This is a genomic window from Flavobacterium fluviatile, assembly GCF_010645065.1.
Taxonomy (GTDB): domain Bacteria; phylum Bacteroidota; class Bacteroidia; order Flavobacteriales; family Flavobacteriaceae; genus Flavobacterium; species Flavobacterium fluviatile.
On the sequence record NZ_JAADZW010000010.1, the window covers coordinates 99,944 to 124,927 of the forward strand.

Sequence of the window (24,984 nt, forward strand, 5' to 3'; positions counted from 1 at the left end):
ATATTTAAGAATGTTTACAACGAGGACTAATTTAATCAGTTTTAAAACCTCGTAAAATGTTTTTAAGGTAAGTTTAAAAATAGGTGCACAAGAAATATTGATATATTTTGTATATTTGGAAAAATAATTATTCCACAATTATGAAATCACAAACAGCATTGCTAATTGACTTGGCGAAAAAACTTGAAAAAAGACAAAGCTCTAAAGAATCAGCTATTAAATCTTTGAGTTCTGCTGGTATTGTTACTAAAGAAGGAAAAATGACTAAATCTTTTCCTAATTTGGAACGAGTACTATCTGTTGCTGAATAGATGTACAGTTCGAGGTCTAATCTTTTAATTGGATTTCATGGTTGTGATGAATCTGTCGCACAACAACTTCTTACCAAACCTAAAAACATAAAAATTAGCGAAAAACCATTTGATTGGCTCGGTCACGGATTTTATGTTTGGGAAAACAATTACGACAGAGCTTTACAGTGGGCTAAAGACAAAGAGAAAAAAGGCATGATTAAAAAAGCTTCTGTAATTGGCGTTGTATTTACATTAGATTATTGTCTTGACTTGATTGATAGTGAATTCATTAAAATGCTTTCGGTTTATTATGAATTGATGCAAAAGGATTTTCATAGCATCGAAAAAGAACTTCCAAAAAATAAAGATGTAAAAGAAGACGAGCACAAGGATTTACTGATACGTGAATTAGATTGTGCTGTAATTCAGTATCTCCATCAAAAAATAAAGGAAGAAATAGAGCAGGATGATACAACTTCATTAAAAGAGTTTGACTCCGTAAGAGGTGTTTTTACAGAAGGAGGTCCTGCATTTCCGGGTGCTGGTGTACAAAAGAAAAGTCACATCCAAATATGCATTCGCAATATGGACTGTATTAAAGGATTCTTTTTGCCTCGAAAATAGTTGTCATGAGCCCACTATCGCATATCGTATCAGAGTAATGAAATGGCTGTATTTGCATTTACAATCTATTCAAAGTCAAATTTTAATTTCTTAAAGTCACTAATTTTTCAGGATTCTTTTACTTAAAACCTCAAACCTCACTCCCCTTCAGTCATATCAATAGTTTTTGGATGCAAACTAACAAGTTGTAAAACAATCGCAGTAACCACTACAAATAAAAGCAATACAAAAACGTGTCTCATTCCCCCATTATCAGCAGCTTTTCCTAAAAATTCCGTGATAACAGCTCCGGCTGAAATACCTACGAAATTCATAATTCCGTATCCGGTAGCACGGTAGCGAGGCGCAACAAACTGACAAAGAATAGGCATATTGTTGGTATCGTATATTCCAAATCCAAGTCCGAAAAGGATAGCGCCAAAAATAATAGCTGCTGTGTCGCAGCAGTAGCCAAATAAAAACAAAGCGGGAATGGTAAGAAATAGTCCAATGGCGCTGGTGTAAATCCTTCCTTTAAGATGTTTCATCACCCATCGGTCTGAAACGGCACCACCAATTAAAACACCAAAAAATGATGACATCGAAATGGTTACCGTTGCAATTGGTCCCGCCAAAGCCATGTCCAAATGTAACGTTTCGGTAAATAAAGTAGGCAACCAATTTTTTGCAGCCCAACCCGGTAAACTTGGTGAAGCGAAATAAAACAATAAAACCCAAAAGGAGATATTGCCAAATAAGATTCCCAATCCCTTGAACATCTGTCTAAATTCAGTGCTGACAGATGATTTTTTTGTGGGATCAAAAAAGTAGGTTTTCTTTTCCTGTAAAAAAAAGATCAGTACCAAACTGTAAAGTACACCAAGTAAACCTACGGAGTGAAAACTGAAATGCCAGGAAAAATGCTTAGAAATAGTGGCTCCAAAGCCACCCAGCGCCTGTCCTAAATAAATTCCGGTGGTATGAATAGCAATAGCAAAAGAGCGTGTTTTTTCCTGATGGTAATCGGCAATTAAAGATAAGGCAGCGGGAATATAAAAAGCTTCGCTAAAACCCATAATCCCACGCAAAATATAAATCTGATTGAAAGTGGTAGCATAACCCATCGCCATAGTAACCCCTGACCAGATAAAAAGACTTGCTATGATGATTCTTTTTCGGTTAAAACGATCCGCTATAATTCCGGAAACTGGGCTCATCAGTGCATATATCCAAAGGAAAATAGCCATTAAAAGACCGAAATTTTCAGCTTTCGCCAATTCAGGAATGTCATCCATCATCGCTGATTTCATAGTGGAAAGCATTTGTCGGTCTAAATAATTCAATAAAGCCACAAACCACAACAAGCCTACAAGAATCCATGGATAGGATTTTTTTTCATTCAATTTTGCAATCATTTTCTTTTTTCAAAATAATGGGCGAATATACGAATTCAAACACAACAGGAAATAATTGTTTTTTGATCTGATTTGTTTACAATGTTTGCTATTCGATTGGTACTTGTTTTCTTTTTTGAATGTTTATAAAAAGGTAAAATGTTGTTTTTTGGCCCCGATCGCAGTGAAAATCCTTTTGTGCCGGGGTTTGGCACATAAGATTACTTCACTATACTTCTATTTTCAGCGGAGTTTAGTGAACTTCGTTTGCAACGAAGAGCGGAACAATGTTTACTGATAATGCCTAATCTTTCTGCTCCTGAAATTAAAATATCGGATTCAGGTTATTAACTTGACTTCAAAATAAATTCACAATACAGTACACAGCAGGACACTTACTCACTATAAATTCATTTATTTAGAATTTCTTAATAAAATGTAGGACAATGGAAAGAGTATTTGCGGAGTATCTTATTGAAACCCCTTATGAGGTAGAACAGGCGGCAGCAGTTTTGGCGGGTGAGCAGTCATCGGGCACATTTGTGTCGGTGCCGGGTGAAACCGAAGAATTGAAAAAACGCTTTGCTGCACGTGTTGAGGCTATTCAATTATTGGATGTTTCTGACGAACCATCCATTCCGGGAGGAAGTATTCCGGGGAAAAAATACCAGAAAGCAAGAGTAAAAGTAAGCTGGTCGATAGAGAATTTCGGTTATAACCTGCCGGTTCTGATCAGCACTTTACAAGGAAACCTATACGAAATCACACAATTTACGGGTTTGAAACTCATGGATTTTGAAGTGCCGGATTCTTTCGCAACTCATTATAGCGGACCAAAATTCGGAATCAAGGGCTCTAAACTATCTTGTGGTGTAGGAGACCGACCAATGATTGGTACGATTATAAAACCAAGTATAGGGATGAGCGTTGATGAAACTGCGGCTTTGGTAAAATCGCTGATTGATGCGGGAATTGATTTTATTAAAGACGATGAGCTGATGGGATCTGCGGCTAATTCACCTTTTGACGAAAGGGTAAAAGGAATTATGAAAGTCATTCGCGACAACGAACAAAAAACAGGTAAAAAAGTAATGTACGCGTTCAATATCAGTGATGAAATTGACGAAATGCAGCGAAAATATGATTTGATTCAGCAGGAACAAGGAAGCTGTGCGATGATCAGCATCAACAGTGTCGGGCTTTCAGGAACAAAAAAAATCTGCGATAGAGGAGAACTAGTTATCCACGGCCACAGAAACGGCTGGGGAATGCTGAACCGTCATCCTTTACTGGGAATTGAATTTCCGGCTTACCAAAAAATTCAGCGTTTGGCAGGAGTTGATCAATTGCACGTCAATGGAATCCAGAATAAATTTTGGGAATCCGATGATTCGGTGGTGACTTCGATAAAATCCTGTTTAAAACCCTTTTTGGGAGGATACGAAATATTGCCTGTAGTCTCTTCCGGACAATGGGGAGGACAGGCTGTTGAAACGTACAGAAGAACCCAAACTACCGATTTGCTGTATATGGCCGGCGGCGGAATTTTGGCACACCCAATGGGACCAAAAGCCGGAGTAAACGCATTACAGCAGGCATGGCAAGGAGCCGTTGACGGTTTGTCTGTCGAAGAATCGGCACAGAAATACCCTGAATTTGCCGAATCGGTTAAAAAATTCTCAAAGTAATGAGTTTAAAAAATAAATTGCTGTTGGCCTTTTACGGCGACGATTTCACAGGATCTACGGATGCTTTGGAATTTTTGACGCTGGCCGGTGTAAAAACAATACTTTTTCTTCAAAAACCGAATCAAAAAGACATTGACCGTTTTCCCGGAATTCAGGCAATAGGTCTGGCCGGAAAAAGCAGGTCGATGTCAACATCGGAAATGGAAACAGAACTTTGTAATGCCTATGAAAATCTGAAAAGTTTTGCCCCCAATCACTTTCATTATAAAGTCTGTTCCACTTTCGATTCTGCACCACACGTAGGGAATATCGGAAAAGCAATCGAAATCGGAAGCGAAGTTTTTAACCAGAAAACGGTTTTGGTTTCGCCATCAGCACCCCATTTGGGAAGGTTTTGCGTTTTCGGAAATCTTTTCGCCCGAATGGGAACTATCGGTAACGGAGAAATCTACCGTATCGATCGTCATCCATCCATGAGCAAACATCCGGTTACTCCTGCCTTAGAGGGCGATTTGACTATTCATTTGGCAAAACAGACAAATAAGTCTATAAATCTTATCAATTTGACTACAATTGAGAAGGGTGTTTCTGCGGTTTTAGAAGAAGTTGATAATAATCAGGCAGAAATCCTGTTTTTTGACGGTTTCAATCTGGAACATCTCAAAACAATTGGAAGTGTTTTTAATCAACTGGCAAACGAAAAAACATTATTTTCTGTAGGTTCATCAGGAATCGAAATGGCGCTGGGATTAGACTGGAAAAGCAACAATGTTATAGCAAACGAAACAGCATTTGAACAGGCAGGAGAGGTTTCTCCTTTATTGGTTTTATCAGGAAGCTGTTCTCCGGTGACCTCCGGTCAAATTGAATATGCATTGAAAAATGGTTTTTTAGAAATTCCATTAGAAAGCAAAGCAGTTGTTAGCGAATATCAAAATGAAATTATAGAAAATGCTGTTTCTGAAATCATCAGGAATTTCAATAACGGAAAAAGCACAATTTTACATACCAGTGCAGGTTCAAACGATCCGCGTATTGCCGAAACCGAAGCCTATTTTTCAGCTAAAGGTTTTTCGGAAAACGAAATTCAGAAACAATGCAGTACTCTTTACGGTAGTGTTTTGGGAAGAATCACCAAAGAAGTTTTAAAGGCAGTTCCGCTAAAGAGAATCCTTTTTGCAGGTGGCGATACATCAAGTTACGCAGCATCCGAACTGGATATTTTAGCATTAGAAATGATTGCGCCAATCGCACCAGGAGCGCCTCTTTGCAAGGCAATTTCGGACAACAAATGGCTTAATGGAATAGAAATGAATTTTAAAGGCGGTCAGGTAGGCACCGCAGATTATTTTATAAAAGTATTAAAAGGAGAAAAATTATGAGCGCAAAAACGTTAGGTTTTGTACACACATCGGCCACTTTGGTTCCGTTGTTTCAGCAGTTAAGCAGTGAATTTTTAAATGGGGCAGAAACCTTCAATATAGTAGATGACAGCTTGATTAAAGATGTAATTAAAAAGGGAAAATTAATGCCAAACACAGCTGCGAGAGTAGTAAGTCATGTTAAGCTTGCTGAATCCGCAGGTGCAGATGTCATTTTGGTTACATGCTCGTCTATTGGTGTAGCGATTGAAACCGCTGCAACATTGAGTACCGTTCCGGTAATTCGTGTAGATCAGGCTATGGCGGATGAAGCAGTACAGATCAGCAATAAAATAGGTGTAATAGCAACATTGCCAACTACATTAGAACCTACAAGTGATCTGGTAAGAAGAAGAGCAGAACTTGCAGGCAAAAACGTAACGATTTCTTCTAAATTATGCGAAGGTGCTTTTGAGGCCTTAATGAGCGGAGATGCAGAAAAACACGACGAAATGGTTGCCAAAGCCCTAAAAGATTTGATGAAAGAGGTTGATGTAATTGTTTTGGCACAGGCTTCAATGGCAAGAGTAGTTGATGGTTTAAGTGCCGAAGAAAAACTGGTGCCAATTTTAGCAAGTCCCGCCATAGCAATGAAAAAACTGGCAGAACTTTATTTCTAAAAAAAAAATCACCATATAAGTTATATAAGTTTATTTAAGCTTTACGCAAAAAGAAAAACTTACATTTACTTATATAACTTAGATGGTTTAAAGAAAAGTTTTGAATAAAATAACATGTTTTAATACTCATTTGTATGCGTAAATATTTTCTTTGGGCTGCCCCGGTATTTTTTATTGTAGCCGGTTTGAGCTGGTTGCAGCAATCGGAAATCATCTGGAAATTGGGACTTATCTTTGGATTTTCGAGTATTGCCATTGGAGCAGGACACGTGAAAATAATAAGCGGTTATCAATATACGTTCTGGATTATTACTGCGGTTTGCGCCGGGTTAATCTATCCGGATTTTTTCCTGCACGTGGGCGGTTTTGATATGCGAAATAAATGGCTTATTCTGATTATTATCCAGATGGTGATGTTCGGAATGGGAACCCAGATGAGCATTGAGGATTTTACAGGTATCAGAAAATCAGGCAGGGGAGTGCTTATTGGACTGCTGGGACATTTTACCATTATGCCGCTAGCAGGCTTTATCATTGCCACAACTTTTGGTTTTGAACCGGAAATCGCTGCCGGGATTATTCTGATAGGTTCCTGCAGCAGCGGACTGGCTTCTAATGTGATGACTTATATCGCCAAAGGAAATCTTGTTTTGTCCGTTACCGTAACCGCAATTTCAACTCTGGCAGCACCAATTATGACCCCTTTTTTGATGAAAATATTTGCCGGGACTTTGGTTGAGGTTCACTTTTTCAATATGATGATGGAGATTATCAAGATTGTTCTTGTGCCTTTGGCGGCAGCCATGATTCACGATATTTTAAAAAACTATGGGAATCTGGCCAGAAAAAGAATCTATTTGTTAACGATTTTGTCTGTATTCTGGCTTGTGATCTTTATTTTTATTCGAAAATCTTTCTACGTTATTGATGATAGTACAGCATTTCATGTCTTCGAAATTATCAATTTTACCTGTGGGGCTTTCATTGTAGGCGTCTTGTATCATTGGCTTTACAAAGCCTATCCAAAAATCGATGCGGTTATGCCTTATTTCTCGATGTTCGGAATTATCTATTTTACTTTGGTCACCACAGCTGCAGGAAGAGATAATCTCATACAGATTGGATTTCTATTGTTCCTTGCTTCAGTATTGCACAACGGAGCAGGCTATTTTTTCGGTTATTGGCTCAGCAGATTAAGCGGTCTTGACAAAAAAAGCAGTCAGACGATCGCTTTCGAAGTGGGTCTTCAAAACGGGGGAATGGCCTCCGGACTCGCCGGTTCTATGGGGAAACTGGCGACTTTAGGATTAGCATCGGCAGTTTTCAGTCCCTGGATGAATGTTTCGGGTTCCCTCCTCGCTAATTACTGGCGAAAAACAGGCAATCCTGAAGACGAAACTCAACCTGATACTCATTAGAAAAAATCAATAACTCCATTTTACCGATGGAGTTTTTTTATGGGTTTAAGTTTGGTAATTTGGGCATAACCACAAGGGTCGGGCTGTTCATTATATCTTTTGTTTCCTAAAGAAGGAAACAAAAGGATGCCATTTCCATCCCTTATGCTTAATGATTTCATTAGAAATTTAAGCTTATTTTAAATTTGGAATAACGACAAAGCGATATCCGTAAATTAATTAAAGTCAATATTGTTGAATTATTTCTGATCCTGATGATTTTTATTTTAAACAGATAAGTTTGCTAAAACAACGCAACTAAATACTTTGATTTACATCTGTATAGATAAACCATAACTCAAAAATTATGAAAACCAAAATTCACTTTATTGCACTTGTACTAATCAGCAGTTTAATAGTATCGTGTTCGTCTGACGATGAATTAAACTATCAGAATGATTTCCAAAAAAGCCAGAAAACCTGGCTGGATTTTAAAAACTCATCAAATAACACTTATAAGTATGTTGTATACAGTGGTTCTGTTTTTCTGAATTATGGTTGGGAAACAACCATAACGGTATCAAATGGAAAAATAATCAGGCGTCATTTTAAATACACAGGAAATACTGAAAATATTCCTGATAGTGTACCATTAGAATGGACTGAAGAAGAAAATCAGATAAACACTCACGAAAATTCAGTTGCGGCGGAGGCTTTAACATTAGATCAAATCTACACCAAGGCAGAAAAAGAATGGCTTATCAAAAGGAAAGACGTCTCTGTGTATTTCGAATCCAAAAATAATGGTTTGATTTCTACTTGTGGTTATGTTCCTAAAGGATGCATGGATGATTGCTTTTTCGGTATCAGAATAAAAAGCATACAGTCTTATAATTTTTTAAATAAAGCAGTTCGATGAGAAACTGTAAAAATGGAAAGCCATCAGCAGAAAAAGTTGCCTCAAACGCAGAGATGTTTGATTTAATTGAAGCTTAATTATTGTTAAAAAAGGTGTTTCTTTTTTTATATTTCAATATAAATAATTGATTTTAAATATTTTGGATGTATTTTTTTTGTAACTTGTTTCCTGTTTAACCTATAATCTAAAAATCATGAAAAAATCTAACTTATTTATTTATGGGATTGTATTACTAACCATATTAATGGTTTCATGTAATGATCGTAATAAACTGGTGAACTCGTGGAAAATTACCGCAGTAGAAGCAAAAATGCCACTTTCGGATTCTGCAAAAACTGCAATTCTGGCCAACGGAATGTTGACTTTTACAAAAGATGGACACGTAACAGGTTTTCTCCAGAGAGAAATAACAGATGGTACTTATGCTTTAACAAAAGGAGGGAAGAGCCTGGTGATTAAAGATGAAACAGGAACGCCTTATCCATGCGAAAGCACAATAACTGATGATAAACTGATATTAGAAAGCAGGGAGATGAAAATTACACTGGATAAAATATAAACAGCAAAACAGAAATTTTAATTGAAACTCCATTTTTTTTAATGGAGTTTTTTTTTAAGAATATAAATTTATACCAACAAACTTAAACCGAGTAGCAGAAAAGATGTTAATTAATTAAACTCGTTGGGTGAAATTGAACAAAATAGCTTCAAGCATTAAACCTAATTTGATCTGCGAAAATCCTTTAAAATCTGCGTGAAATACTTTTGCGTATTAATTTTTCACGCAGATTTACAGAGATTAAAGCAGATTTAGACAGATTTATATCAAGCTGATACGCTAGAATTGGAAAAGGAATAATTTTACCCAACGGGTTAATTAACTATTTTTATAACTTCGGCAAAAGCTGTCAGATGTCAAATTAGTACAGAAAGCTTATCACAAAATAGTATCAAATATTTAAATACAATACAATAAGAAAAATGACTTTACTCGAAATTGTCTTAATGATTATAGCTTACACCTTAATAATTGTTACTATTTTCCTGCAATTAGTTTGCTATAAAAGAAACCTTGAAACCTTTGAAACGATTGCTTTTACATTTTCATTACTATTACTGATTATTGCTTTGACAGTTTCTTCTTTTTTAGAACAAATCAGTCATATCAAAACTACTGATGCCTTTATATTACTAACGATGGTTTTAGTAGGACTAACAACTCCTCTGAATGTACTAAGAGAAAGGCAGTATGCTGTAAAATCAGTTTTTAAAAAAATATTTATTGGTCTTTCAGCTTTTTTGTTCATCTCTGTTATTGCAGCCTGGTTTTTTAATTTCCTGCCTTATATGCAATATGTGGTCACTTTGTTCTTAGGATTTTCGGTTGTATTGTCCATGATTCTCATCAGAACCACTAAACCTCATAAAAGAATAATGCACAGAGAGAAAACCGAACGGATATTTGCTATTGCTTTTATGATACTTGTACCGCTTTCGTTGATAATGAACTATTATTATAAGTCATCCAACGCCGAATTGAAAATTGGTTTTACGATTCCTTTAGTATTCATTCTTTTGTCAGGAAGTAAATTTTTGGATGATTTACAGCGTCTTTCTCTCATGAATCCGCAAATTGAACCTAAAGAACAGAATTTTAAAAATTATGGCTTGTCAGAAAGAGAAAAGGAAATCGCAATGCTTTTAGTAAAAGGCAAAACGTACAATGAAATTTCTGAAGCATTGTACATATCTCTGCCAACTGTTAAAACACATGCAAGCAATATTTATCGAAAGTTTGGAGTAAAAAGCAGGGCAGGATTTACTGCTATTTTAATCAGTTAATCATTGTTTTTTTGTTTTAAAAAGACTCATACTTTTGTATGATTTCTGGTTTTTTGGACTATTTCATACTATTACCCGATTGTCGCCCGTAATTGTGAAATCTATTTTCGCTTCAAATTTATATCACAAAAAATATGAAGCGAAAAATTTTAATGTCAATCCTGACAAGTATTACAATGTATACATGGGCGCAGGAAAATCCTTCGGAGGAAGCCAAAAAAAAGAGGCTGGATTTTGCCAAAACCTATTTTGAATTAGGAGGAACTTTTTTCCCCTCTTTTACAGGAAAAAGTATGGTAAACAATGAAGTTGAAACCTTCAAAAATTCGGCTTCCTTTAATCAATATCTTACCTGGGGCGGATTTCACTTTTGGGGGCATGCAGAATTATATGTAACTTTTCCGCTTAACCAGACAGATTTCAAAAAAAATGATCAAAATAGTTTTGAGCATAAGCATTCTGTTGTAACCGGGGCAAGATTTTTTCCGTGGGTGTATCAGGAAAAGAAAATTATACCTTATGTGGGTGTCAGCTGGGGGGCATTGGACTTTCATCAAAAAAGTAAACCTAATGAAGATCAGCCTTTTATTTCAAAAGATTTCATGATGAATTATGATATAGGGGTGTTGTATGGTTACAGAAATTTCTCTTTGCGGTTGGGGTTGAATTATTTTCCGGATAATAAATGGCAATATCCAATTGATAAAACGAATAAAGAAGAAATCAAAACACCAAATTTTGCTTTTCAGTTAGGACTGCTTTATTCTATGGATACGTCCAATAATGTAGATAAAGAAACAAGGGACAAATGGAATAGCTATCCTCGTTTATCCAAACAGACTCTCGGTTCTTTTAAATTTGGAGATTTCTTTGTGGGAGTAGGTCCTTCTATGTCCTTTTCACTTTCAAAATCCGAATATAACGAAAGCCAGTTTCCGTATCTGAAAAATAAAATAACTTCAAAAAATTATTTTGATATTGCTGCAGGTTATCATTTTTATAAAGCCGGAATATTTACCGCATTGTCATTTAGAAACCCAAAATTTGAAACAGAGGGATATGGTTCAAAACAAGAAATTAAGAAAACTTCACTGGCATTAGAAGGCAATAAATTTTTAACAGATTACACAGGATTTGCGCCTTATATTGGTATAAACTTAGCGTACGATAAATTAAAATACACTGAAAATGCAGACAATTTAAAACAAGAGATTACCTTTAATAAAATTGAACCGGGACTTACTATTGGCTGGGATATAAGGCCAGGTAAAAATGATGAAGCATTGATATTAAGGACAAATTTTCGCTGGTATCCTTTTTCTGAATTTGAAGTTGACGGAAAGAAATTTAAATTCAGTCAATTGGAATATAACCTCATTCAATTGGTTTTTTATCCGGAGAAACTAATTAATAAAAAGAAATAAAAATCTACATTTAAAAAAAACCTCCAAAGGCAGTTGATTTTGGAGGTTTGTGATTATATAGAAAATAGGAAATTTAATCCCATTGATTGCTTTTTGAAACCGCAATATTACCTGCTCCAGTAAAGAACAAAGTAATTGCGCCAAAGAAATACAGACCAATCAGTTCTAGAGCCCATCCTCCGTGTTCTCCCATAGAAAATATTTCAGTGCTGTGAGCCATTAAAACAGCAAATAAACAATTGAAAGCAAATATGGCGGCAGCTATTCTGGTTCTGAAACCAATTAAAATAGCAATAGGGGCAAGTATTTCACCCACCAGTACACCATAAGCAATAAACTCAGGAATTCCTTTTTCTGCAAGCATTGATTTTATAAATTCTAAACCTCCGCTGAATTTGGCAATGCCATGCAGGAGCATTAAAACGCTAATTGTGACACGCAGTATCAATAAGCCTAAATCGTTGTTTTTTCTCATAATTTGTTAATCATTAGAAGTTAATAGACTCAAATATATTGAATAGTTTAATTGATCCCAAATTTCTGAATATCTAATCTTTTTGTTTTCTCTTAGGTTATAGTGTTGATTCTTTGTTTATTCATTCACGAATCTACTTTTATAAAGTTTGTAAAATCCTAAACTGATGATAGAAAAAACAATTAGAGTAATAAATAGATAAAAAATATATTTTTTGATATACTCATCTTTATAATTACATTGATTATTTGAGTCGCAAAAAAACCTCTCATCATATAAAAAGTATTCTTCAGGACATCCGAATATTCTGCAATTTTTCATTTTTACTACGTCAATAGTTTTGTTTCCATTTAGTATAATATTCTTATAGGTTTGTAAATTCATTTTACTATTACCAATAAGGGCAACACAACCGGTTTTCATACCATCTTTAAAAAGTGCTAAATAGTAACTACCACCACTATTTTTTACAAGCACAACTTTGCTAATGGACTCAATTTTAATCTTTTTTACTAAAATATACTCATTAGGCAGGCAAACATTTAGCATATTTCGCGCAACCAAAGAAAATATTGTTAAGATAAATATATACAGGATAACAACGACAGTTTTTAATGTTGTTCTATTTTTCATAGATTTAGAATGTCAATTTTTTCTTATTCAGATTGTCTAAGCTTTTTGTCTAATCCTCAGCTTTTGAACTTGATACTTAATTTTTCCTCCCCACAGGTTTTCGGATTGATCCTTGATCCCGAACTTATGCGATTTGTTTCGTAATACAAAAAAACCTCCAAAGTCATTGACCTTGGAGGTTTGTTAAAAATTGGTGGGCGATGAGGGGTTCGAACCCCCGACCCCCTCGGTGTAAACGAGGTGCTCTGAACCAGCTGAGCTAATCGCCCTATTTTACCAGGTTGCTATCATTTTGTGATTGCGAGTGCAAATATACGCGAGTTTTTGAGTTCTGCAAAGAAAATCAATTAAAAAATAAAACTTTTTTAAAAATAATTTTTATCTCCTTGTTTATGAATTTGTTATTAAAATAGTTTTCCGGAACTTCTTAGACAGAAAAGAACTGTTTTTAATTCAGAGGCAGTTCGGCCACTACAAAAGTGCTGCCGCCAGCGTAAATTAAATCATTTTCGGCAGCATTTTTCTTTGCTTCCGCGAAAGCGATTGCAACCGAATCGTACTTTTCTCCCTCTAAATCGTATTTTTCTGCTGCATTTTTTAAGGTTTCGGCGGGTAAACCTCTCGAAGAATCCGGACTGCAGAAATAGTATTGCGCCTCTTTTGGAAATAAAGGCAGAATAGCATCTAAATCTTTATCATTGACAACACCCAAAACAATATGCAGTTTTTCATACTTTTCATTTTGAAGCTGTTTCATTACAACAGTCAGCCCATGTTTGTTGTGTGCCGTGTCGCAGATGATTTTTGGGTTTTCGCCCAGTTGCTGCCATCTTCCCTGCAGACCGGTATTTTTTACAACATGCAATAAACCTTCTTTTAATTGCTCAGTCGAAATTTTAAAATCAGTCTGATTGTTTAAAATTGAAATCGCCTGCTGAACCGTTTTTTTATTGTGAAACTGATAATCGCCGATTAAGTCAGATAAGTAAATCTGATCAATCAAGTCAGACGCGAAAGAAATTGGAGCGTTGTTTTCTTCGGCTTTTGCTAAAAATACCGGTTTGGTTTCAGATGTATATTCGCCAATAACCACCGGAACATTTGGTTTGATAATTCCTGCTTTTTCTCCCGCAATAGCTTCCAGGGTGTTGCCTAAAAACTGGGTATGATCTAAGCCAATATTAGTAATTACCGAAACCATAGGTGTAATAATATTTGTAGCATCCAGTCTTCCGCCCAGTCCAACTTCGATAATGGCAATATCTACTTTCTCAAAAGCAAAATAGTCAAAAGCCAGACCAACCGTCATTTCGAAAAAACTCATATCATTTGCTTCAAAGAAATCTTTGTGTTTTGCAATAAATTCAATAACAAAATCTTCTGAAATTTCCTTTCCGTTTATTTTGATTCTTTCCCTGAAATCTTTCAAATGCGGTGAAGTGTACAAACCAACTTTGTATCCTGCTTCCTGCAAAACCGAAGCTAGCATGTGAGACGTAGATCCTTTCCCGTTGGTCCCTGCAACGTGTATGCATTTTATCTTGTTTTGAGGATTGCCTAAATGTGCTGCCAGCAGCCTAATGTTAGTTAAGTCTTCTTTGTACGCCGAAGCCCCCTGAAGCTGATACATGGGCAATTGATTAAACATCCAATGGGTTGTTTCCTGATAGTTCATTTTTGAATAAAGTAGCGGTTAATTGAAATAATTTTCGATTTTATTAGTTTAATAATTGAGCGAAAATTATCTTTATTGCAAATTTCAAATATTTTTTAGAATTAATTATTATAAACAAGAATTAATATATGTTTAGCTTCATTCAATTACAAACAGATACCATCGCAAACGCCGCATCTAACGTAGTTATCGAACAAGTTGCACCCAATACCGAAATTTCAGTTTTAGGATTTATTTTAAAAGGAGGTGTGTTTCTTATCCCAATCGCAATTTTGTTATTTTATACCATTTACGTTATCATTGAACGCTATTTATATATCACAAGAGCATCAAAAACAGACAATCGTTTAATGCAGGATGTAGGAGATAAACTGCACGCCGGAAATATCGAACTGGCGAGATCTATTGTAGAAAGAAGCAATACGTCTGCAGGAAATATTTTGAAAGAAGGGGTTTTGGTTATCGGACGTCCAATTGCTGAAATAGAGTCAAATATGGACCGCGCTGCTGATATTGAAATTGCTGAAATGGAAAGGCATTTAGGTCATCTGGGACTTATTGCCGGTATCGCGCCAACGCTTGGATTTGTTGGAACCATTTCCGGAGTAATCAAGATTTTCTACAGCATTTCTGTAACAGAGAATATTAGTATCGGAAACATTTCCGGCGGATTGTACGAGAAAATGATCAGTAGTGGGGCAGGACTTATTGTAGGCATTATTGCCTACAGCGGATACCATATCCTGAATGGTAAAATTGACGATTTTGCCCTCAAAATTCAGAAACAGATATTAGAATTTGTCAATATAATTCAAAGAGCATAAGCCATGTCTATCAAGAGAAAAAGAAGATTTCATGCTGAGGTGGCAACATCGTCGTTAAGTGATATTATGTTTTTCCTGCTGTTGTTTTTCCTGATTATCTCAACGCTTGCAAATCCGAATGTAATCAAAATGACATTGCCGAAAGCAAAATCGAACGAAAAAACCAATAAACAGCTCATTAGTTTATCGGTTACCGAAGATAAAAAATTCTACATCGACAAGCAGCCTGTAGCTTTTGAAGAATTAGAAACCAGCCTGATGTCTAAAATTGGAGACAACAAGGAGCAAACCGTTGTAGTTCGTATTCCGTTTAATTTACAGGTTCAGGATCTGGTAGATGTATTACAAATAGGAGTGAAGAACAATTTGAAATTTGTGATTGCTACGAGTCCGAAGTAAAAGAATCATTTGGGCGTGACCACAATAAAAAAATGGGCTAATCAGCATGATGTTGATACGCCCATTTTTTTATTCCGGTCGGGCTATTCGCACTACTTCGGTAGTTAGCTACAAACGAAGTTCACTGAACTCCGATGAAAATAAAGATTAAGTGAGGTAATCCCTCACGCAAGGGAATTAAGTAATTATAAATCATTGCGAGGTACAAAGCAATCACATGATGCATATCACACAACACACCAACTGATAGTGAGATTGCTTCGTACCTCGCAATGACCAAACTCAACGAACCGAAAAAGACTTTCTGAAAATTCATCAGAAAGCCTTTTTTGATATGATTAATTAAATCCGTGTTAATTCGTGAAATTCGCTTTTTAATTCAAACTAAAATTATAAATAATCTTTCCAACCTGTTTTGCCGGAGCATTACTGTCAGCATCCCATTTGGTATTCATCGCTGCAATTTTTGCCTGGTCTAATAAACATCTGGCTAAGTTAGTGGTTCCTTTTATTCCAGGTGTAGCACTGATTGTTTTGCCACTTTGATCCACTGTAACTTCAACGACTACTTTTCCTGCTTCATTACAGGTATATTTTGGTGCCGGTTTGGACAATGCTCTGCGATTTCCTAAAGAATAACCTGATCCACCGCCTGATCCACCACCGCTTCCTGCTCCGTAACCGCTTCCGGCACCAATGCCGTTTCCGGTTCCATTACCACCTCCGGTTCCTCCACCAGAACCTCCTGAACCATAATATCCGCCAGAACTTAGACTTCCGTTAGCTTTTCCTTTATTTCCTGCCACTTTATCATCGCCGTCTCCGCCTTTGTTTGAACCTTTTAAAATGCTGGATAAGGCATCATTTGTTGAGTTGGAAACTTTAGGTTTTTCAGGAACAGGTTTTGTAACCGGTTTTTCTACGGGAGTGGGTTTTTTAGGTTTTTCTTTTGTTGGAATAACAACATCGTTATCTGCGGTTGTGTTTTCCTGAGTAATGATTGCTTCTTCTTCAGGGGTTGCTTTTGCAGGAGCTTGTTTTACATTGTTTTTTACATCCAGAACTTCACTTTTATAATTGGCACCAGAACCTAAATCGCTGTCTCCAAAATTTACAGTTACTCCGCCACCACCGCCTCCTTCTGCAAGTGCAACATTATTTTCAGGATTATAAGGAGGCCAGAAACGTATAAAAAACAGCAATAGCAATAATACTGCGTATATAGCTGCAGAGATTAATAATGATTTCTTTTTGTCTGAAGAATCGGTCAGGGTCATTTTGATTCTGAATTTTGTAATTGTATTTAATAAAAACGCCTAAAAGTAGTAAAAATTGTTGAGAGTGGAAGTGGAAAATTTAACCGCAAAGGTCGCTAAGGTCTTGTCAAAGAAAGCAAATATTTCCCGCATTGATTAAAATCATACTTTTTGTCATTTCGACGAAGGAGAAATCTTCGTAAGTAACTCCGCAACGAAAATCCAATCTTTGTGGAGCTTCTAGTGGAGATTTCTCCTTCGTCGATATGACATAAAATGAGAAGAAACTTTGTGCCCTTTGCGTAAGAATTTTGCGAGCTTTGCGGTTAAATCTAAAAAAAATGAGCCAAAAATTAATTTGACTCATTTAGAATTTGTACGGACTTATACTAATTGTTTCAGTGCAATCTCAAAAGCAGTTGCACTAATATTTGTTTTTGACGAATTCAAAGCATGCGCTTTTATAATCGCATTTTTTATAATTTCTGAAGTATCATTAAAAATAGCCTCATCCGTCATCTGAACTTTTTTCTCCATAAAATAAGCAAAAACCCTCGCCATTCCGCAATTCGAAATAAAATCAGGGATCAAACTTACTTTACGGTCAACTTCTTCCATAATGGATCCAAAGAAAATTTCCTTATCAGCAAAAGGAACATTCGCTCCGCATGAAATAACTTCTAAGCCGTTTGCAATTAAACTGTCAATTTGAGCCTGAGTAACCAGTCTTGAAGCAGCACAAGGAGTAAATATTTCTGCCCCAATCGTCCATATTTTAGAGTTGATTTCTTCAAACGGAATCATATTATCTGCAATTAATTTGTTTCCGTCTTTGTTTAAGAATAATGTCCTGATTTCTTCAAAAGTAAAACCTTCTTCTTTGATTAATCCTCCGTCACGATCAATAATACCGATAACTTTTGCACCCATTTCGGCCAGATAAAAAGCAGCAGCTGAGCCTACATTTCCAAAACCCTGTACAATGGCTTTTTTATCTTTTATATCTCCGCCATAGGTAGCGTAAAAATGGCGTACAGCCTCAGCAACGCCAAAACCGGTTATCATATCGGCTACGGTATATTTCCGGGTTACATCCGGTGAAAATTTAGGGTTTTCGATAACTTTTATAACGCCCTGGCGTAATTGACCAATCCTGTTGATTTTATCAGCTTCCGTTGGTTTAAAGTGTCCGTTAAAAACACCTTCCTGAGGATGCCATACGCCACATTCTTCGGTCATTGGGATCACTTCATGAATTTCATCTACATTCAAATCGCCCCCGGTTCCATAATAGCTTTTTAACAAAGGTGAAACTGCGTTGTACCAGCGTTGCAGCACTCCTTTTTTGCGGGGATCGTTCGGGTCAAAATTAATTCCGGATTTAGCGCCTCCAATAGCAGGACCTGAAACAGAGAATTTTACTTCCATCGTCTTTGCCAATGATAAAACCTCGTTCATGTCAAGACCTTTTCTCATTCTGGTTCCTCCTCCGGCAGCTCCGCCTCGAAGTGAGTTAATGACAGTCCATCCTTCGGCTTCTGTTTCAGAATCTTTCCAGTTAAAAACGATTTCAGGTTCCTTATTTTCGAATTGCTGCAATAAATCTTTCATTTTGTTGAAATATGTTTAGTTTGTGTAAAAGTATGAAATAGAATAATGCGAATAATGTATTTTGAATCAATTTTCTTTTGCCAAAAAAAAAGCCGAAAAACAAATTGCTTTCGGCTTTAAAAATTTGTAAAATCAGGAACTACTATTGCCCTAATAAATTTTTCTTTAGTGTCTCATCTACCGGTTTGTCTGAAAGCCAGATTCCGAATAATGCTTTTTTGAAATCAAATCCAGGAATTTTTCCTTTAAGGGCTTCGTTTTTGAAAATATTCATGGTTTGATCCAAAGGATTGTAAGCTAATATAAATACATCTTTTTCGGTTATTTTGTCACTCAGAAATGTTTTTAACTGATCAATTCTTGGACGCAGTGACTGAAGTTTGTCTCCCGCTGATTTCTCAAAACCTGTATCCATCGCCTTGCCTAATTTATTGGCAGACACCAAAGCTGAAGTGATTTCAATTCGGATGGCCATTTCGGTATCGCTGTCAATAATGAATTGAGCATCCTGAGTCAATTGAGACAGATATAAAGCCTGAACGTAAACTTCTGTCCACATTTTTGATCTTCCCCCGGCACCATTAACTTGTAAAGTTTTATTGAAAACCTCAATTTTTCGGGGAACCGTAACGCCATTTACATCAAATTGCGATTGAGCAAACGCCGAATATTGTAATGTTAAAAGGAGTGTAAGCAATAGTAAAATCTTTTTCATAGTCTTTCTTGATAAATTGTTTAGTGTTTTTTGTTTTTTTGCAAAATTACTGCTAATTTCTAAATTCCAGCCCTTTATATTCGAAGTTTTTTGTGATATATTTTTGTTTTCTTCTTTCTTATTGAATTAAGGATCAAAATAGTAAGAGTATTTTTACCGCACATTTGTCTCTTTTTATTTCTTTGAAATTAGTCATTGCGATATATCTAACGAGGCTGTTATAATTTTTCTAATCAATAATTTTCTTCTTAAATTTTGAGTAAATTGCTGTGTAATTAATGATTAAATGATTTTTTTGTATTGTATTTGCGAAAACGTTATCGTATTTTTTAATTAAAGCCTAAAATACTATGCATGCATTGTTATTTGGTTTTTAAAATTTATATTTGAAAAGCTTTTTTTAGGAGATTAAGGAAAGCTTTAACAACTAAAGAACCACTATTATGGATTTTAATTTAACAGAAGAGCATTTAATGATTCAGCAGGCAGCGAGAGATTTTGCTCAAAACGAATTATTGCCTGGTGTAATTGAGAGAGACGAGAAACAAATTTTTCCAGCTGAACAGGTAAAAAAGATGGGAGAATTAGGATTTATGGGCATGATGGTAGATCCTAAATATGGAGGTAGTGGACTCGATACAGTTTCATACGTAATTGCGATGGAAGAAATTTCCAAAGTTGATGCCTCAGCCTCGGTAGTGATGTCTGTAAATAATTCTTTAGTTTGTTGGGGTTTGCAGGAGTTTGGAACCGAAGAACAGAAACAAAAATATCTGACGCGTCTGGCTTCGGGAGAAATTCATGGGGCATTTTGCTTAAGCGAGCCGGAAGCGGGTAGTGATGCTACTTCTCAAAAAACGACAGCAATTGATATGGGTGACCATTATTTGGTAAACGGTACAAAAAACTGGATTACCAACGGAAATACGGCTTCTGTATATTTAGTAATTGCTCAGACGAAACCTGAATTAAAACATAAAGGAATAAATGTTTTGATAATGACCAAAGATATGCCTGGGTTTTCGGTTGGAACAAAAGAACAAAAAATGGGAATTCGTGGGTCAGACACCCATTCATTAATGTTCAGTGATGTTAAAGTTCCAAAAGAAAACCGAATTGGAGAAGATGGTTTCGGTTTTAAATTTGCGATGAAAACACTCGCAGGAGGCCGTATCGGGATAGCCGCTCAGGCTTTGGGGATTGCTTCGGGAGCTTATGAACTGGCGTTGAAATATTCAAAAGAGCGTAAGTCTTTCGGAACCGAAATCTGCAATCATCAGGCCATTGCTTTTAAACTGGCAGATATGGCGGTTAATATTGAAGCCGCACGTCATCTGTGCATGAAAGCTGCCTGGGATAAAGACCAGCATAAAAATTATGATGTAAGTGGGGCTATGGCAAAATTATTTGCATCACAGGTCGCTATGGATACGGCCGTAGAAGCGGTTCAGATTCACGGAGGAAACGGTTATGTGAAAGAATATCATGTGGAGCGTATGATGCGTGATGCTAAAATTACCCAGATATACGAAGGAACTTCAGAGATTCAGAAAATTGTAATTTCAAGAGCAGTTATTTCAGAATAATTTTCTCTTTTTTATGCTAAACCCTTTCGGCTTTTTTAGCTTTGAAAGGGTTTTTTACGTTTATTTTTTTTACTTTTCAGAAATTTTCCTTTTTAAATAGTATTACTCAAAATCATTTTTATGAAAAAATTATATTTTCTTCTGCCATTTGTTTTATTAGGATGCAAATCCCAAAATGTTTCAGTAAACGTGAAGGAATCAGCATCTGTATCGCAGCCGGTTGAAATAGCATACAAAGTTGAACAGAATGAAGTTTCTGATTTTTTAAGATACCTGTCTTCAGATGAACTCGAAGGAAGGGAAACAGGTACGGCGGGTATTGAAAAGGCTGCTGTTTTTCTGGAAGATTTTTTTGAGAAAAATAATGTAAAACCTTATTTCACTACGTATCGGGATATGCTCACTAATTTTAAGTCGCCGGCTTACAATATTGTGGGATATTTAGAAGGAAGCGATCCGGAACTCAAAAAAGAATTTGTGGTTTTGAGCGCGCATTACGACCATATCGGTCTGTTAAAAAATAAACAAGGTGATGTGATTAATAACGGTGCAAACGATGATGCTTCGGGAGTAACCGTGGTAGCAGAATTGGCTAAATATTTTGCGAAGACAAAATCAAATAAAAGAAGTATTCTTTTTGTGTTTTTTGCAGGGGAAGAAAAAGGATTATTAGGATCGAAAAGTTTAGTAGAGAAACTTAAAAAGAAAGACTTTAATTTATACGCCCAGCTCAATATTGAAATGGTGGGAGTACCAATGAAACGTGATTATCTTGCTTATATTACAGGTTTCGATAAATCAAATATGGCGCAGAAAATAAATGAATACACTGGTAAGAATACAATTGGCTTTTTGCCTAAAGAAGCAGAGTATAAATTGTTTTACAGATCTGATAATTATTCCTTTTACGATGTTTTCAAAAAGCCCTGCCAGTCTATAAGCACTTTTGATTTTGAAAATTTCGAGTTTTATCATCATCCTTCAGATGAATTTCAGCTGATGAATATTCCGCATATTACTAAATTTACACAGGAATTTTTGCCGGCTGTGACTCAAATTGCGACAACTCCAACACAGGAAATTACGATGACTAAATAAGTATTCCTTTTTATAAGATTTGACTATTTTTGCGGTATGAAATCTCCATTCTTCCAATGTAAAACAGTATTAAAAGAATGGCGATACCATATTCCATTAAAAAGCAAATAGCATCTTCATATGAAAAATATTATTATCACTGGAACCTCAAGAGGAATTGGCTATGAACTTGCATTACAGTTTGCAAATGCAGGATATAATGTATTAGCAATTTCAAGAAAAATTCCGCAGGCTCTTTTAGAACACCAAAACGTAACCTGTCTTTCAGTTGATCTGGCAAATGAATCACAACTCGATATTGTAAGCGATTTTCTTTCTTCAACATGGAAAAAAGTAGATGCTGTAGTGCATAATGCAGGCGCTTTATTATTGAAGCCTTTTGCAGAAACCACTCAGGCTGATTTTGAAAGCATTTATAAAGTGAATGTTTTTGCCGTAGCCAATCTTACCCGAATTTGTTTGCCGTATCTGGAAAAAGGAAGCCATGTCGTAACCATTAGTTCGATAGGCGGGGTGAGAGGCAGTCTTAAATTTGCAGGCCTTGCTGCTTATAGTTCAAGCAAAGGAGCTGTTGGTACCTTAACCGAATTATTGGCTGAAGAATACAAAGAAAAAGGAATTTCATTCAATGTTCTGGCGTTAGGTTCTGTTCAGACTGAAATGCTGAATGAAGCTTTCCCGGGTTATCAGGCGCCAATTTCTGCAGAAGGAATGGCAACTTATATTTATGATTTTACGCTTAACGGGAATAAATATTTTAATGGAAAAGTATTGGAGGTTTCTTCGACAAATCCTTAATTAATTATGAATTGTCAGGCTGAGCGGAGTCGAAGCCTTTTTTTCTTCTTTAAACTAATCAAAAACTCATAACTTATAACTCATAATTAAATTGAGCGAAACTCTTGCAAAATATATCCCCGAGCATGCCGTAAAGCCTGTTTTCGATTTGATAGTTGCCAATCAGGTGCATCTGAAAATTGTAAACGAACGCCAGACACGTCACGGCGATTATAGGAGAGGACCGAGTGGCAAACATGAAATTACGGTAAATGCGAGTTTAAATAAATATCGTTTTTTGATTACGCTAATTCATGAAATATCTCATCTAATCGCTTTTGAGAAGTTTGGACGAAATATAAAACCTCACGGGAATGAATGGAAATTTACTTTTCAGCGTTTGATGATTCCTTTTATCCGTCCGGAGATATTTCCGAGTCAGATTTTGCCACTATTGGCAAGACATTTTAAGAATCCGTCTGCAAGCAGTGATACAGATACGACGCTTTCATTAGCTCTTAAGCAATACGACAAGGAAAACGATAAAAATTATGTTTTTGAAATTCCGTATGGAAGTGTTTTCAGAATAAAAAATGGTAAGATATTCAAGAAGATTGCAGTCAGGACAAAACGTTTTGAATGTCTTGAAATTAGTTCGGGTAAATTATATCTTTTTAATCCGAATGCTGAAGTAGAGCTAATAAATGTTCAATAAAAAAATTCCAAATTCCAATTTTTACTAAGATTGGAATTTGGAATTTGGGATTTTAATATTGTAATTTAAAAAGTTTTACCCTTTCAAATAAGCTTCTCTTACTTTTTTAAACAAATTAGAAGAATAAACAAATTTCACAACTGCCTCATTTTCGGTTGTAAAGATTTCTTCTTTAGTTCCCTGCCAGGCTTTTAGCCCTTTCTTTAAGAAAACAATATTTTCTCCGATCTCCATTACAGAGTTCATATCATGGGTGTTGATTACCGTTGTAATATTGTATTCTTTTGTAATTTCCTGAATTAAGTTGTCAATCAAAGTTGACGTATTTGGATCCAGACCTGAGTTTGGTTCGTCACAAAACAAATATTTGGGATTGTTCACGATTGCACGAGCGATAGCCACACGTTTCTGCATTCCTCCTGAAATTTCAGATGGGAGTTTTTTGTGGGCTTCAACCAGGTTAACCCTTTCCAGAACAAAGTCAACACGTTCTTTGATTAGGGCTTTGTTATTATTGGTGAACATTCTTAACGGAAACGCCACATTTTCTTCCACAGTCATCGAATCGAATAAAGCACTTCCCTGAAATACCATTCCGATTTCGGTTCTCAGTTCTCTTTTTTCATCTGCATCCAAACTTGAGTAAACCCGTCCGTCAAATTCAATTGTGCCCGATTCAGGTTTGTGAATTCCTAATAAAGTTTTCAGTAGGACGGTTTTACCTGAGCCACTTTGTCCAATAATCAGGTTGGTTTTCCCGGTTTCAAAAACCGTCGAAACACCTTTTAAAACTTTACTGTCACCAAATGATTTCTCTATGTTTTTTACTTCGATCATTATCCTAATAATAATTGAGTTAATATGTAATTCAGAAGAATGATACAAACCGATGTCCATACAAATGAAACCGTACTTGCTTTACCCACTTCTAATGCGCCACCTTTCATGTAGTATCCGTGAAAAGACGGAATTGTCGCTAATAACATTGCAAAAATCAGTGTTTTAATGAAGGCGTATGTTATGTGAAAAGGGATAAAATCCATCTGGGCTCCTGAAATAAAATCTGCGCCGGTTGAGAATCCTCCGTAAGCACAAGCCATCCATCCTCCAAAAATGCCTAAAAACATACTGATTCCAATTACAAAAGGATACATTAATAAAGCTACTATTTTTGGGAAAACAAGATAATTTAATGAATTTACACCCATAACTTCAAGAGCATCAATTTGCTCCGTTACGCGCATGGTACCAATACTGGAAGTAATGTAAGACCCCATTTTTCCGGCCATAATTACCGAAATAAAAGTAGGGGCAAACTCTAAGATTACCGACTGACGTGTAGCAAAACCAATTAAATATTTTGGGATTAACGGATTAGTTAAGTTTAAAGCGGTTTGAATTGCCACAACCCCTCCAATAAAAAAAGAGATAAAACAAACGATACCGAGAGAGTCAATTATTAAATCGTCGATTTCTTTGAAAATTAATCTTTTCATTACAGACCATTTGGTCTGTTTGTTGAAAATTTCTTTCAGCATTAAAAAATATTTCCCTACCTGGGATAAATAACGAATTAACATCATAGTTTTACAAATATTGGCTAAGGTAAAAAGAAGTTA

26 protein-coding genes and 1 tRNA gene are annotated in these 24,984 nt (G+C 35.9%); 16 read left to right on the forward strand and 11 right to left on the reverse strand.

The window, feature by feature from the left end:
* Positions 1-140 precede the first annotated feature (140 nt).
* Positions 141-311 carry a hypothetical protein gene (locus tag GXM17_RS12090; RefSeq protein ID WP_163399592.1) on the forward strand — a complete coding sequence of 57 codons (171 nt, stop codon included), beginning with the start codon at positions 141-143 and terminating at the stop codon, positions 309-311.
* On the forward strand, positions 312-917 hold the full coding sequence (locus GXM17_RS12095; protein WP_163399593.1) for a hypothetical protein: 606 nt from the start codon (positions 312-314) through the stop codon (positions 915-917).
* Between the two features lie 137 nt (positions 918-1,054).
* Here the strand turns inward: GXM17_RS12095 and GXM17_RS12100 are convergent, their stop codons facing one another.
* Positions 1,055-2,311, reverse strand: coding sequence for an MFS transporter (locus tag GXM17_RS12100; protein ID WP_163399594.1), 1,257 nt, complete (start codon positions 2,309-2,311; stop codon positions 1,055-1,057).
* Between the two features lie 425 nt (positions 2,312-2,736).
* Between GXM17_RS12100 and GXM17_RS12105 the strand changes: the two genes are divergently transcribed.
* The 4 genes from GXM17_RS12105 (at position 2,737) to GXM17_RS12120 (ending at position 7,437) form a co-directional block, all read left to right on the forward strand.
* Positions 2,737-3,978 (forward strand): ribulose-bisphosphate carboxylase large subunit family protein, encoded by a 1,242-nt coding sequence (locus tag GXM17_RS12105; protein WP_163399595.1) that lies wholly within the window; start codon positions 2,737-2,739, stop codon positions 3,976-3,978.
* Complete coding sequence (locus GXM17_RS12110) at positions 3,978-5,360, forward strand: four-carbon acid sugar kinase family protein (RefSeq protein ID WP_163399596.1); 1,383 nt, start codon at positions 3,978-3,980, stop codon at positions 5,358-5,360. The genes GXM17_RS12105 and GXM17_RS12110 overlap by 1 nt, the downstream gene beginning before the upstream one ends.
* Complete coding sequence (locus GXM17_RS12115) at positions 5,357-6,019, forward strand: aspartate/glutamate racemase family protein (protein WP_163399597.1); 663 nt, start codon at positions 5,357-5,359, stop codon at positions 6,017-6,019. Before GXM17_RS12110 ends, GXM17_RS12115 begins: the two co-directional genes overlap by 4 nt.
* 134 nt (positions 6,020-6,153) lie before the next feature.
* The gene (locus tag GXM17_RS12120) at positions 6,154-7,437 is read left to right on the forward strand and encodes a bile acid:sodium symporter family protein (RefSeq protein WP_163399598.1); all 1,284 of its coding nucleotides are present in this window, start codon (positions 6,154-6,156) and stop codon (positions 7,435-7,437) included.
* 20 nt (positions 7,438-7,457) lie between these two features.
* Here GXM17_RS12120 and GXM17_RS12125 read toward each other — a convergent pair whose 3' ends face one another.
* Positions 7,458-7,598, reverse strand: a complete 141-nt coding sequence (locus tag GXM17_RS12125; RefSeq protein WP_163399599.1) for a hypothetical protein — start codon at positions 7,596-7,598, stop codon at positions 7,458-7,460.
* 185 nt (positions 7,599-7,783) lie between these two features.
* On the opposite strand from GXM17_RS12125, the gene GXM17_RS12130 reads away from it, so the two are divergent.
* From GXM17_RS12130 to GXM17_RS12145, 4 genes are all read left to right on the forward strand, one after another.
* Positions 7,784-8,335: a hypothetical protein gene (locus tag GXM17_RS12130; protein ID WP_163399600.1), complete on the forward strand. Its 552-nt coding sequence runs from the start codon at positions 7,784-7,786 to the stop codon at positions 8,333-8,335.
* A gap of 193 nt (positions 8,336-8,528) precedes the next feature.
* Positions 8,529-8,894 (forward strand): hypothetical protein, encoded by a 366-nt coding sequence (locus GXM17_RS12135; RefSeq protein ID WP_163399601.1) that lies wholly within the window; start codon positions 8,529-8,531, stop codon positions 8,892-8,894.
* A gap of 422 nt (positions 8,895-9,316) precedes the next feature.
* The gene (locus GXM17_RS12140; protein ID WP_163399602.1) at positions 9,317-10,177 is read left to right on the forward strand and encodes a response regulator transcription factor; all 861 of its coding nucleotides are present in this window, start codon (positions 9,317-9,319) and stop codon (positions 10,175-10,177) included.
* 134 nt (positions 10,178-10,311) lie between these two features.
* A complete protein-coding gene (locus GXM17_RS12145; RefSeq protein WP_163399603.1) occupies positions 10,312-11,601 on the forward strand; it encodes a hypothetical protein in 1,290 nt (429 codons plus the stop codon).
* A gap of 73 nt (positions 11,602-11,674) precedes the next feature.
* Here the strand turns inward: GXM17_RS12145 and GXM17_RS12150 are convergent, their stop codons facing one another.
* The 4 genes from GXM17_RS12150 to GXM17_RS12165 form a co-directional block, all read right to left on the reverse strand.
* Positions 11,675-12,076, reverse strand: a complete 402-nt coding sequence (locus GXM17_RS12150; RefSeq protein WP_163399604.1) for a DoxX family protein — start codon at positions 12,074-12,076, stop codon at positions 11,675-11,677.
* 117 nt (positions 12,077-12,193) lie between these two features.
* Entirely contained in the window at positions 12,194-12,709 is a 516-nt protein-coding gene (locus GXM17_RS12155; protein ID WP_163399605.1) for a hypothetical protein, read from the reverse strand.
* A gap of 191 nt (positions 12,710-12,900) precedes the next feature.
* Positions 12,901-12,978 (reverse strand) — tRNA-Val (locus GXM17_RS12160).
* 179 nt (positions 12,979-13,157) lie between these two features.
* On the reverse strand, positions 13,158-14,384 hold the full coding sequence (locus GXM17_RS12165) for a bifunctional folylpolyglutamate synthase/dihydrofolate synthase (protein ID WP_163399606.1): 1,227 nt from the start codon (positions 14,382-14,384) through the stop codon (positions 13,158-13,160).
* A 128-nt stretch (positions 14,385-14,512) separates the two neighbouring features.
* Here GXM17_RS12165 and GXM17_RS12170 point away from each other — a divergent pair, with 128 nt between their 5' ends.
* Positions 14,513-15,208 carry a MotA/TolQ/ExbB proton channel family protein gene (locus GXM17_RS12170; RefSeq protein ID WP_163399607.1) on the forward strand — a complete coding sequence of 232 codons (696 nt, stop codon included), beginning with the start codon at positions 14,513-14,515 and terminating at the stop codon, positions 15,206-15,208.
* Positions 15,209-15,211: 3 nt separating this feature from the next.
* Entirely contained in the window at positions 15,212-15,607 is a 396-nt protein-coding gene (locus GXM17_RS12175; protein WP_163399608.1) for an ExbD/TolR family protein, read from the forward strand.
* A 374-nt stretch (positions 15,608-15,981) separates the two neighbouring features.
* On the opposite strand, the gene GXM17_RS12180 is transcribed toward GXM17_RS12175, so the two are convergent.
* The 3 genes from GXM17_RS12180 to GXM17_RS12190 all read right to left on the reverse strand — a co-directional run bounded on the left by GXM17_RS12180 (position 15,982) and on the right by GXM17_RS12190 (position 19,189).
* Complete coding sequence (locus tag GXM17_RS12180; RefSeq protein WP_163399609.1) at positions 15,982-16,884, reverse strand: energy transducer TonB; 903 nt, start codon at positions 16,882-16,884, stop codon at positions 15,982-15,984.
* A gap of 363 nt (positions 16,885-17,247) precedes the next feature.
* Entirely contained in the window at positions 17,248-18,474 is a 1,227-nt protein-coding gene (locus tag GXM17_RS12185; protein WP_163399610.1) for a Glu/Leu/Phe/Val dehydrogenase, read from the reverse strand.
* 142 nt (positions 18,475-18,616) lie between these two features.
* Positions 18,617-19,189, reverse strand: coding sequence for a chalcone isomerase family protein (locus tag GXM17_RS12190; RefSeq protein ID WP_163399611.1), 573 nt, complete (start codon positions 19,187-19,189; stop codon positions 18,617-18,619).
* Between the two features lie 443 nt (positions 19,190-19,632).
* Here GXM17_RS12190 and GXM17_RS12195 point away from each other — a divergent pair, with 443 nt between their 5' ends.
* The 4 genes from GXM17_RS12195 (at position 19,633) to GXM17_RS12210 (ending at position 23,365) form a co-directional block, all read left to right on the forward strand.
* A complete protein-coding gene (locus tag GXM17_RS12195) occupies positions 19,633-20,775 on the forward strand; it encodes an acyl-CoA dehydrogenase (protein ID WP_163399612.1) in 1,143 nt (380 codons plus the stop codon).
* Between the two features lie 120 nt (positions 20,776-20,895).
* Positions 20,896-21,873, forward strand: a complete 978-nt coding sequence (locus GXM17_RS12200) for a M20/M25/M40 family metallo-hydrolase (RefSeq protein ID WP_163399613.1) — start codon at positions 20,896-20,898, stop codon at positions 21,871-21,873.
* Positions 21,874-21,993: 120 nt separating this feature from the next.
* Positions 21,994-22,671, forward strand: coding sequence for an SDR family NAD(P)-dependent oxidoreductase (locus GXM17_RS12205; protein ID WP_163399614.1), 678 nt, complete (start codon positions 21,994-21,996; stop codon positions 22,669-22,671).
* A 91-nt stretch (positions 22,672-22,762) separates the two neighbouring features.
* Complete coding sequence (locus GXM17_RS12210; protein WP_163399615.1) at positions 22,763-23,365, forward strand: SprT-like domain-containing protein; 603 nt, start codon at positions 22,763-22,765, stop codon at positions 23,363-23,365.
* A gap of 75 nt (positions 23,366-23,440) precedes the next feature.
* Here GXM17_RS12210 and GXM17_RS12215 read toward each other — a convergent pair whose 3' ends face one another.
* Together GXM17_RS12215 and GXM17_RS12220 are read right to left on the reverse strand one after the other, a co-directional pair.
* Positions 23,441-24,202 (reverse strand): ABC transporter ATP-binding protein, encoded by a 762-nt coding sequence (locus GXM17_RS12215; RefSeq protein ID WP_163399616.1) that lies wholly within the window; start codon positions 24,200-24,202, stop codon positions 23,441-23,443.
* On the reverse strand, positions 24,202-24,948 hold the full coding sequence (locus tag GXM17_RS12220; RefSeq protein WP_163399617.1) for an MlaE family ABC transporter permease: 747 nt from the start codon (positions 24,946-24,948) through the stop codon (positions 24,202-24,204). Before GXM17_RS12220 ends, GXM17_RS12215 begins: the two co-directional genes overlap by 1 nt.
* Positions 24,949-24,984: the final 36 nt, after the last annotated feature.

Excerpts from the sequence above, each read along its gene's own strand:
- GXM17_RS12195 (WP_163399612.1), top strand. The coding sequence starts at position 19,633 with ATGGATTTTAATTTAACAGAAGAGCATTTAATGATTCAGCAGGCAGCG.
- GXM17_RS12100 (WP_163399594.1), bottom strand. The coding sequence starts at position 2,311 with ATGATTGCAAAATTGAATGAAAAAAAATCCTATCCATGGATTCTTGTA.
- GXM17_RS12200 (WP_163399613.1), top strand. The coding sequence starts at position 20,896 with ATGAAAAAATTATATTTTCTTCTGCCATTTGTTTTATTAGGATGCAAA.
- GXM17_RS12205 (WP_163399614.1), top strand. The coding sequence starts at position 21,994 with ATGAAAAATATTATTATCACTGGAACCTCAAGAGGAATTGGCTATGAA.
- GXM17_RS12130 (WP_163399600.1), top strand. The coding sequence starts at position 7,784 with ATGAAAACCAAAATTCACTTTATTGCACTTGTACTAATCAGCAGTTTA.
- GXM17_RS12105 (WP_163399595.1), top strand. The coding sequence starts at position 2,737 with ATGGAAAGAGTATTTGCGGAGTATCTTATTGAAACCCCTTATGAGGTA.
- GXM17_RS12125 (WP_163399599.1), bottom strand. The coding sequence starts at position 7,598 with ATGAAATCATTAAGCATAAGGGATGGAAATGGCATCCTTTTGTTTCCT.
- GXM17_RS12120 (WP_163399598.1), top strand. The coding sequence starts at position 6,154 with ATGCGTAAATATTTTCTTTGGGCTGCCCCGGTATTTTTTATTGTAGCC.
- GXM17_RS12180 (WP_163399609.1), bottom strand. The coding sequence starts at position 16,884 with ATGACCCTGACCGATTCTTCAGACAAAAAGAAATCATTATTAATCTCT.
- GXM17_RS12220 (WP_163399617.1), bottom strand. The coding sequence starts at position 24,948 with ATGATGTTAATTCGTTATTTATCCCAGGTAGGGAAATATTTTTTAATG.
- GXM17_RS12135 (WP_163399601.1), top strand. The coding sequence starts at position 8,529 with ATGAAAAAATCTAACTTATTTATTTATGGGATTGTATTACTAACCATA.
- GXM17_RS12170 (WP_163399607.1), top strand. The coding sequence starts at position 14,513 with ATGTTTAGCTTCATTCAATTACAAACAGATACCATCGCAAACGCCGCA.
- GXM17_RS12095 (WP_163399593.1), top strand. The coding sequence starts at position 312 with ATGTACAGTTCGAGGTCTAATCTTTTAATTGGATTTCATGGTTGTGAT.
- GXM17_RS12115 (WP_163399597.1), top strand. The coding sequence starts at position 5,357 with ATGAGCGCAAAAACGTTAGGTTTTGTACACACATCGGCCACTTTGGTT.
- GXM17_RS12185 (WP_163399610.1), bottom strand. The coding sequence starts at position 18,474 with ATGAAAGATTTATTGCAGCAATTCGAAAATAAGGAACCTGAAATCGTT.
- GXM17_RS12090 (WP_163399592.1), top strand. The coding sequence starts at position 141 with ATGAAATCACAAACAGCATTGCTAATTGACTTGGCGAAAAAACTTGAA.
- GXM17_RS12190 (WP_163399611.1), bottom strand. The coding sequence starts at position 19,189 with ATGAAAAAGATTTTACTATTGCTTACACTCCTTTTAACATTACAATAT.
- GXM17_RS12155 (WP_163399605.1), bottom strand. The coding sequence starts at position 12,709 with ATGAAAAATAGAACAACATTAAAAACTGTCGTTGTTATCCTGTATATA.
- GXM17_RS12110 (WP_163399596.1), top strand. The coding sequence starts at position 3,978 with ATGAGTTTAAAAAATAAATTGCTGTTGGCCTTTTACGGCGACGATTTC.
- GXM17_RS12140 (WP_163399602.1), top strand. The coding sequence starts at position 9,317 with ATGACTTTACTCGAAATTGTCTTAATGATTATAGCTTACACCTTAATA.
- GXM17_RS12165 (WP_163399606.1), bottom strand. The coding sequence starts at position 14,384 with ATGAACTATCAGGAAACAACCCATTGGATGTTTAATCAATTGCCCATG.
- GXM17_RS12175 (WP_163399608.1), top strand. The coding sequence starts at position 15,212 with ATGTCTATCAAGAGAAAAAGAAGATTTCATGCTGAGGTGGCAACATCG.
- GXM17_RS12215 (WP_163399616.1), bottom strand. The coding sequence starts at position 24,202 with ATGATCGAAGTAAAAAACATAGAGAAATCATTTGGTGACAGTAAAGTT.
- GXM17_RS12145 (WP_163399603.1), top strand. The coding sequence starts at position 10,312 with ATGAAGCGAAAAATTTTAATGTCAATCCTGACAAGTATTACAATGTAT.
- GXM17_RS12150 (WP_163399604.1), bottom strand. The coding sequence starts at position 12,076 with ATGAGAAAAAACAACGATTTAGGCTTATTGATACTGCGTGTCACAATT.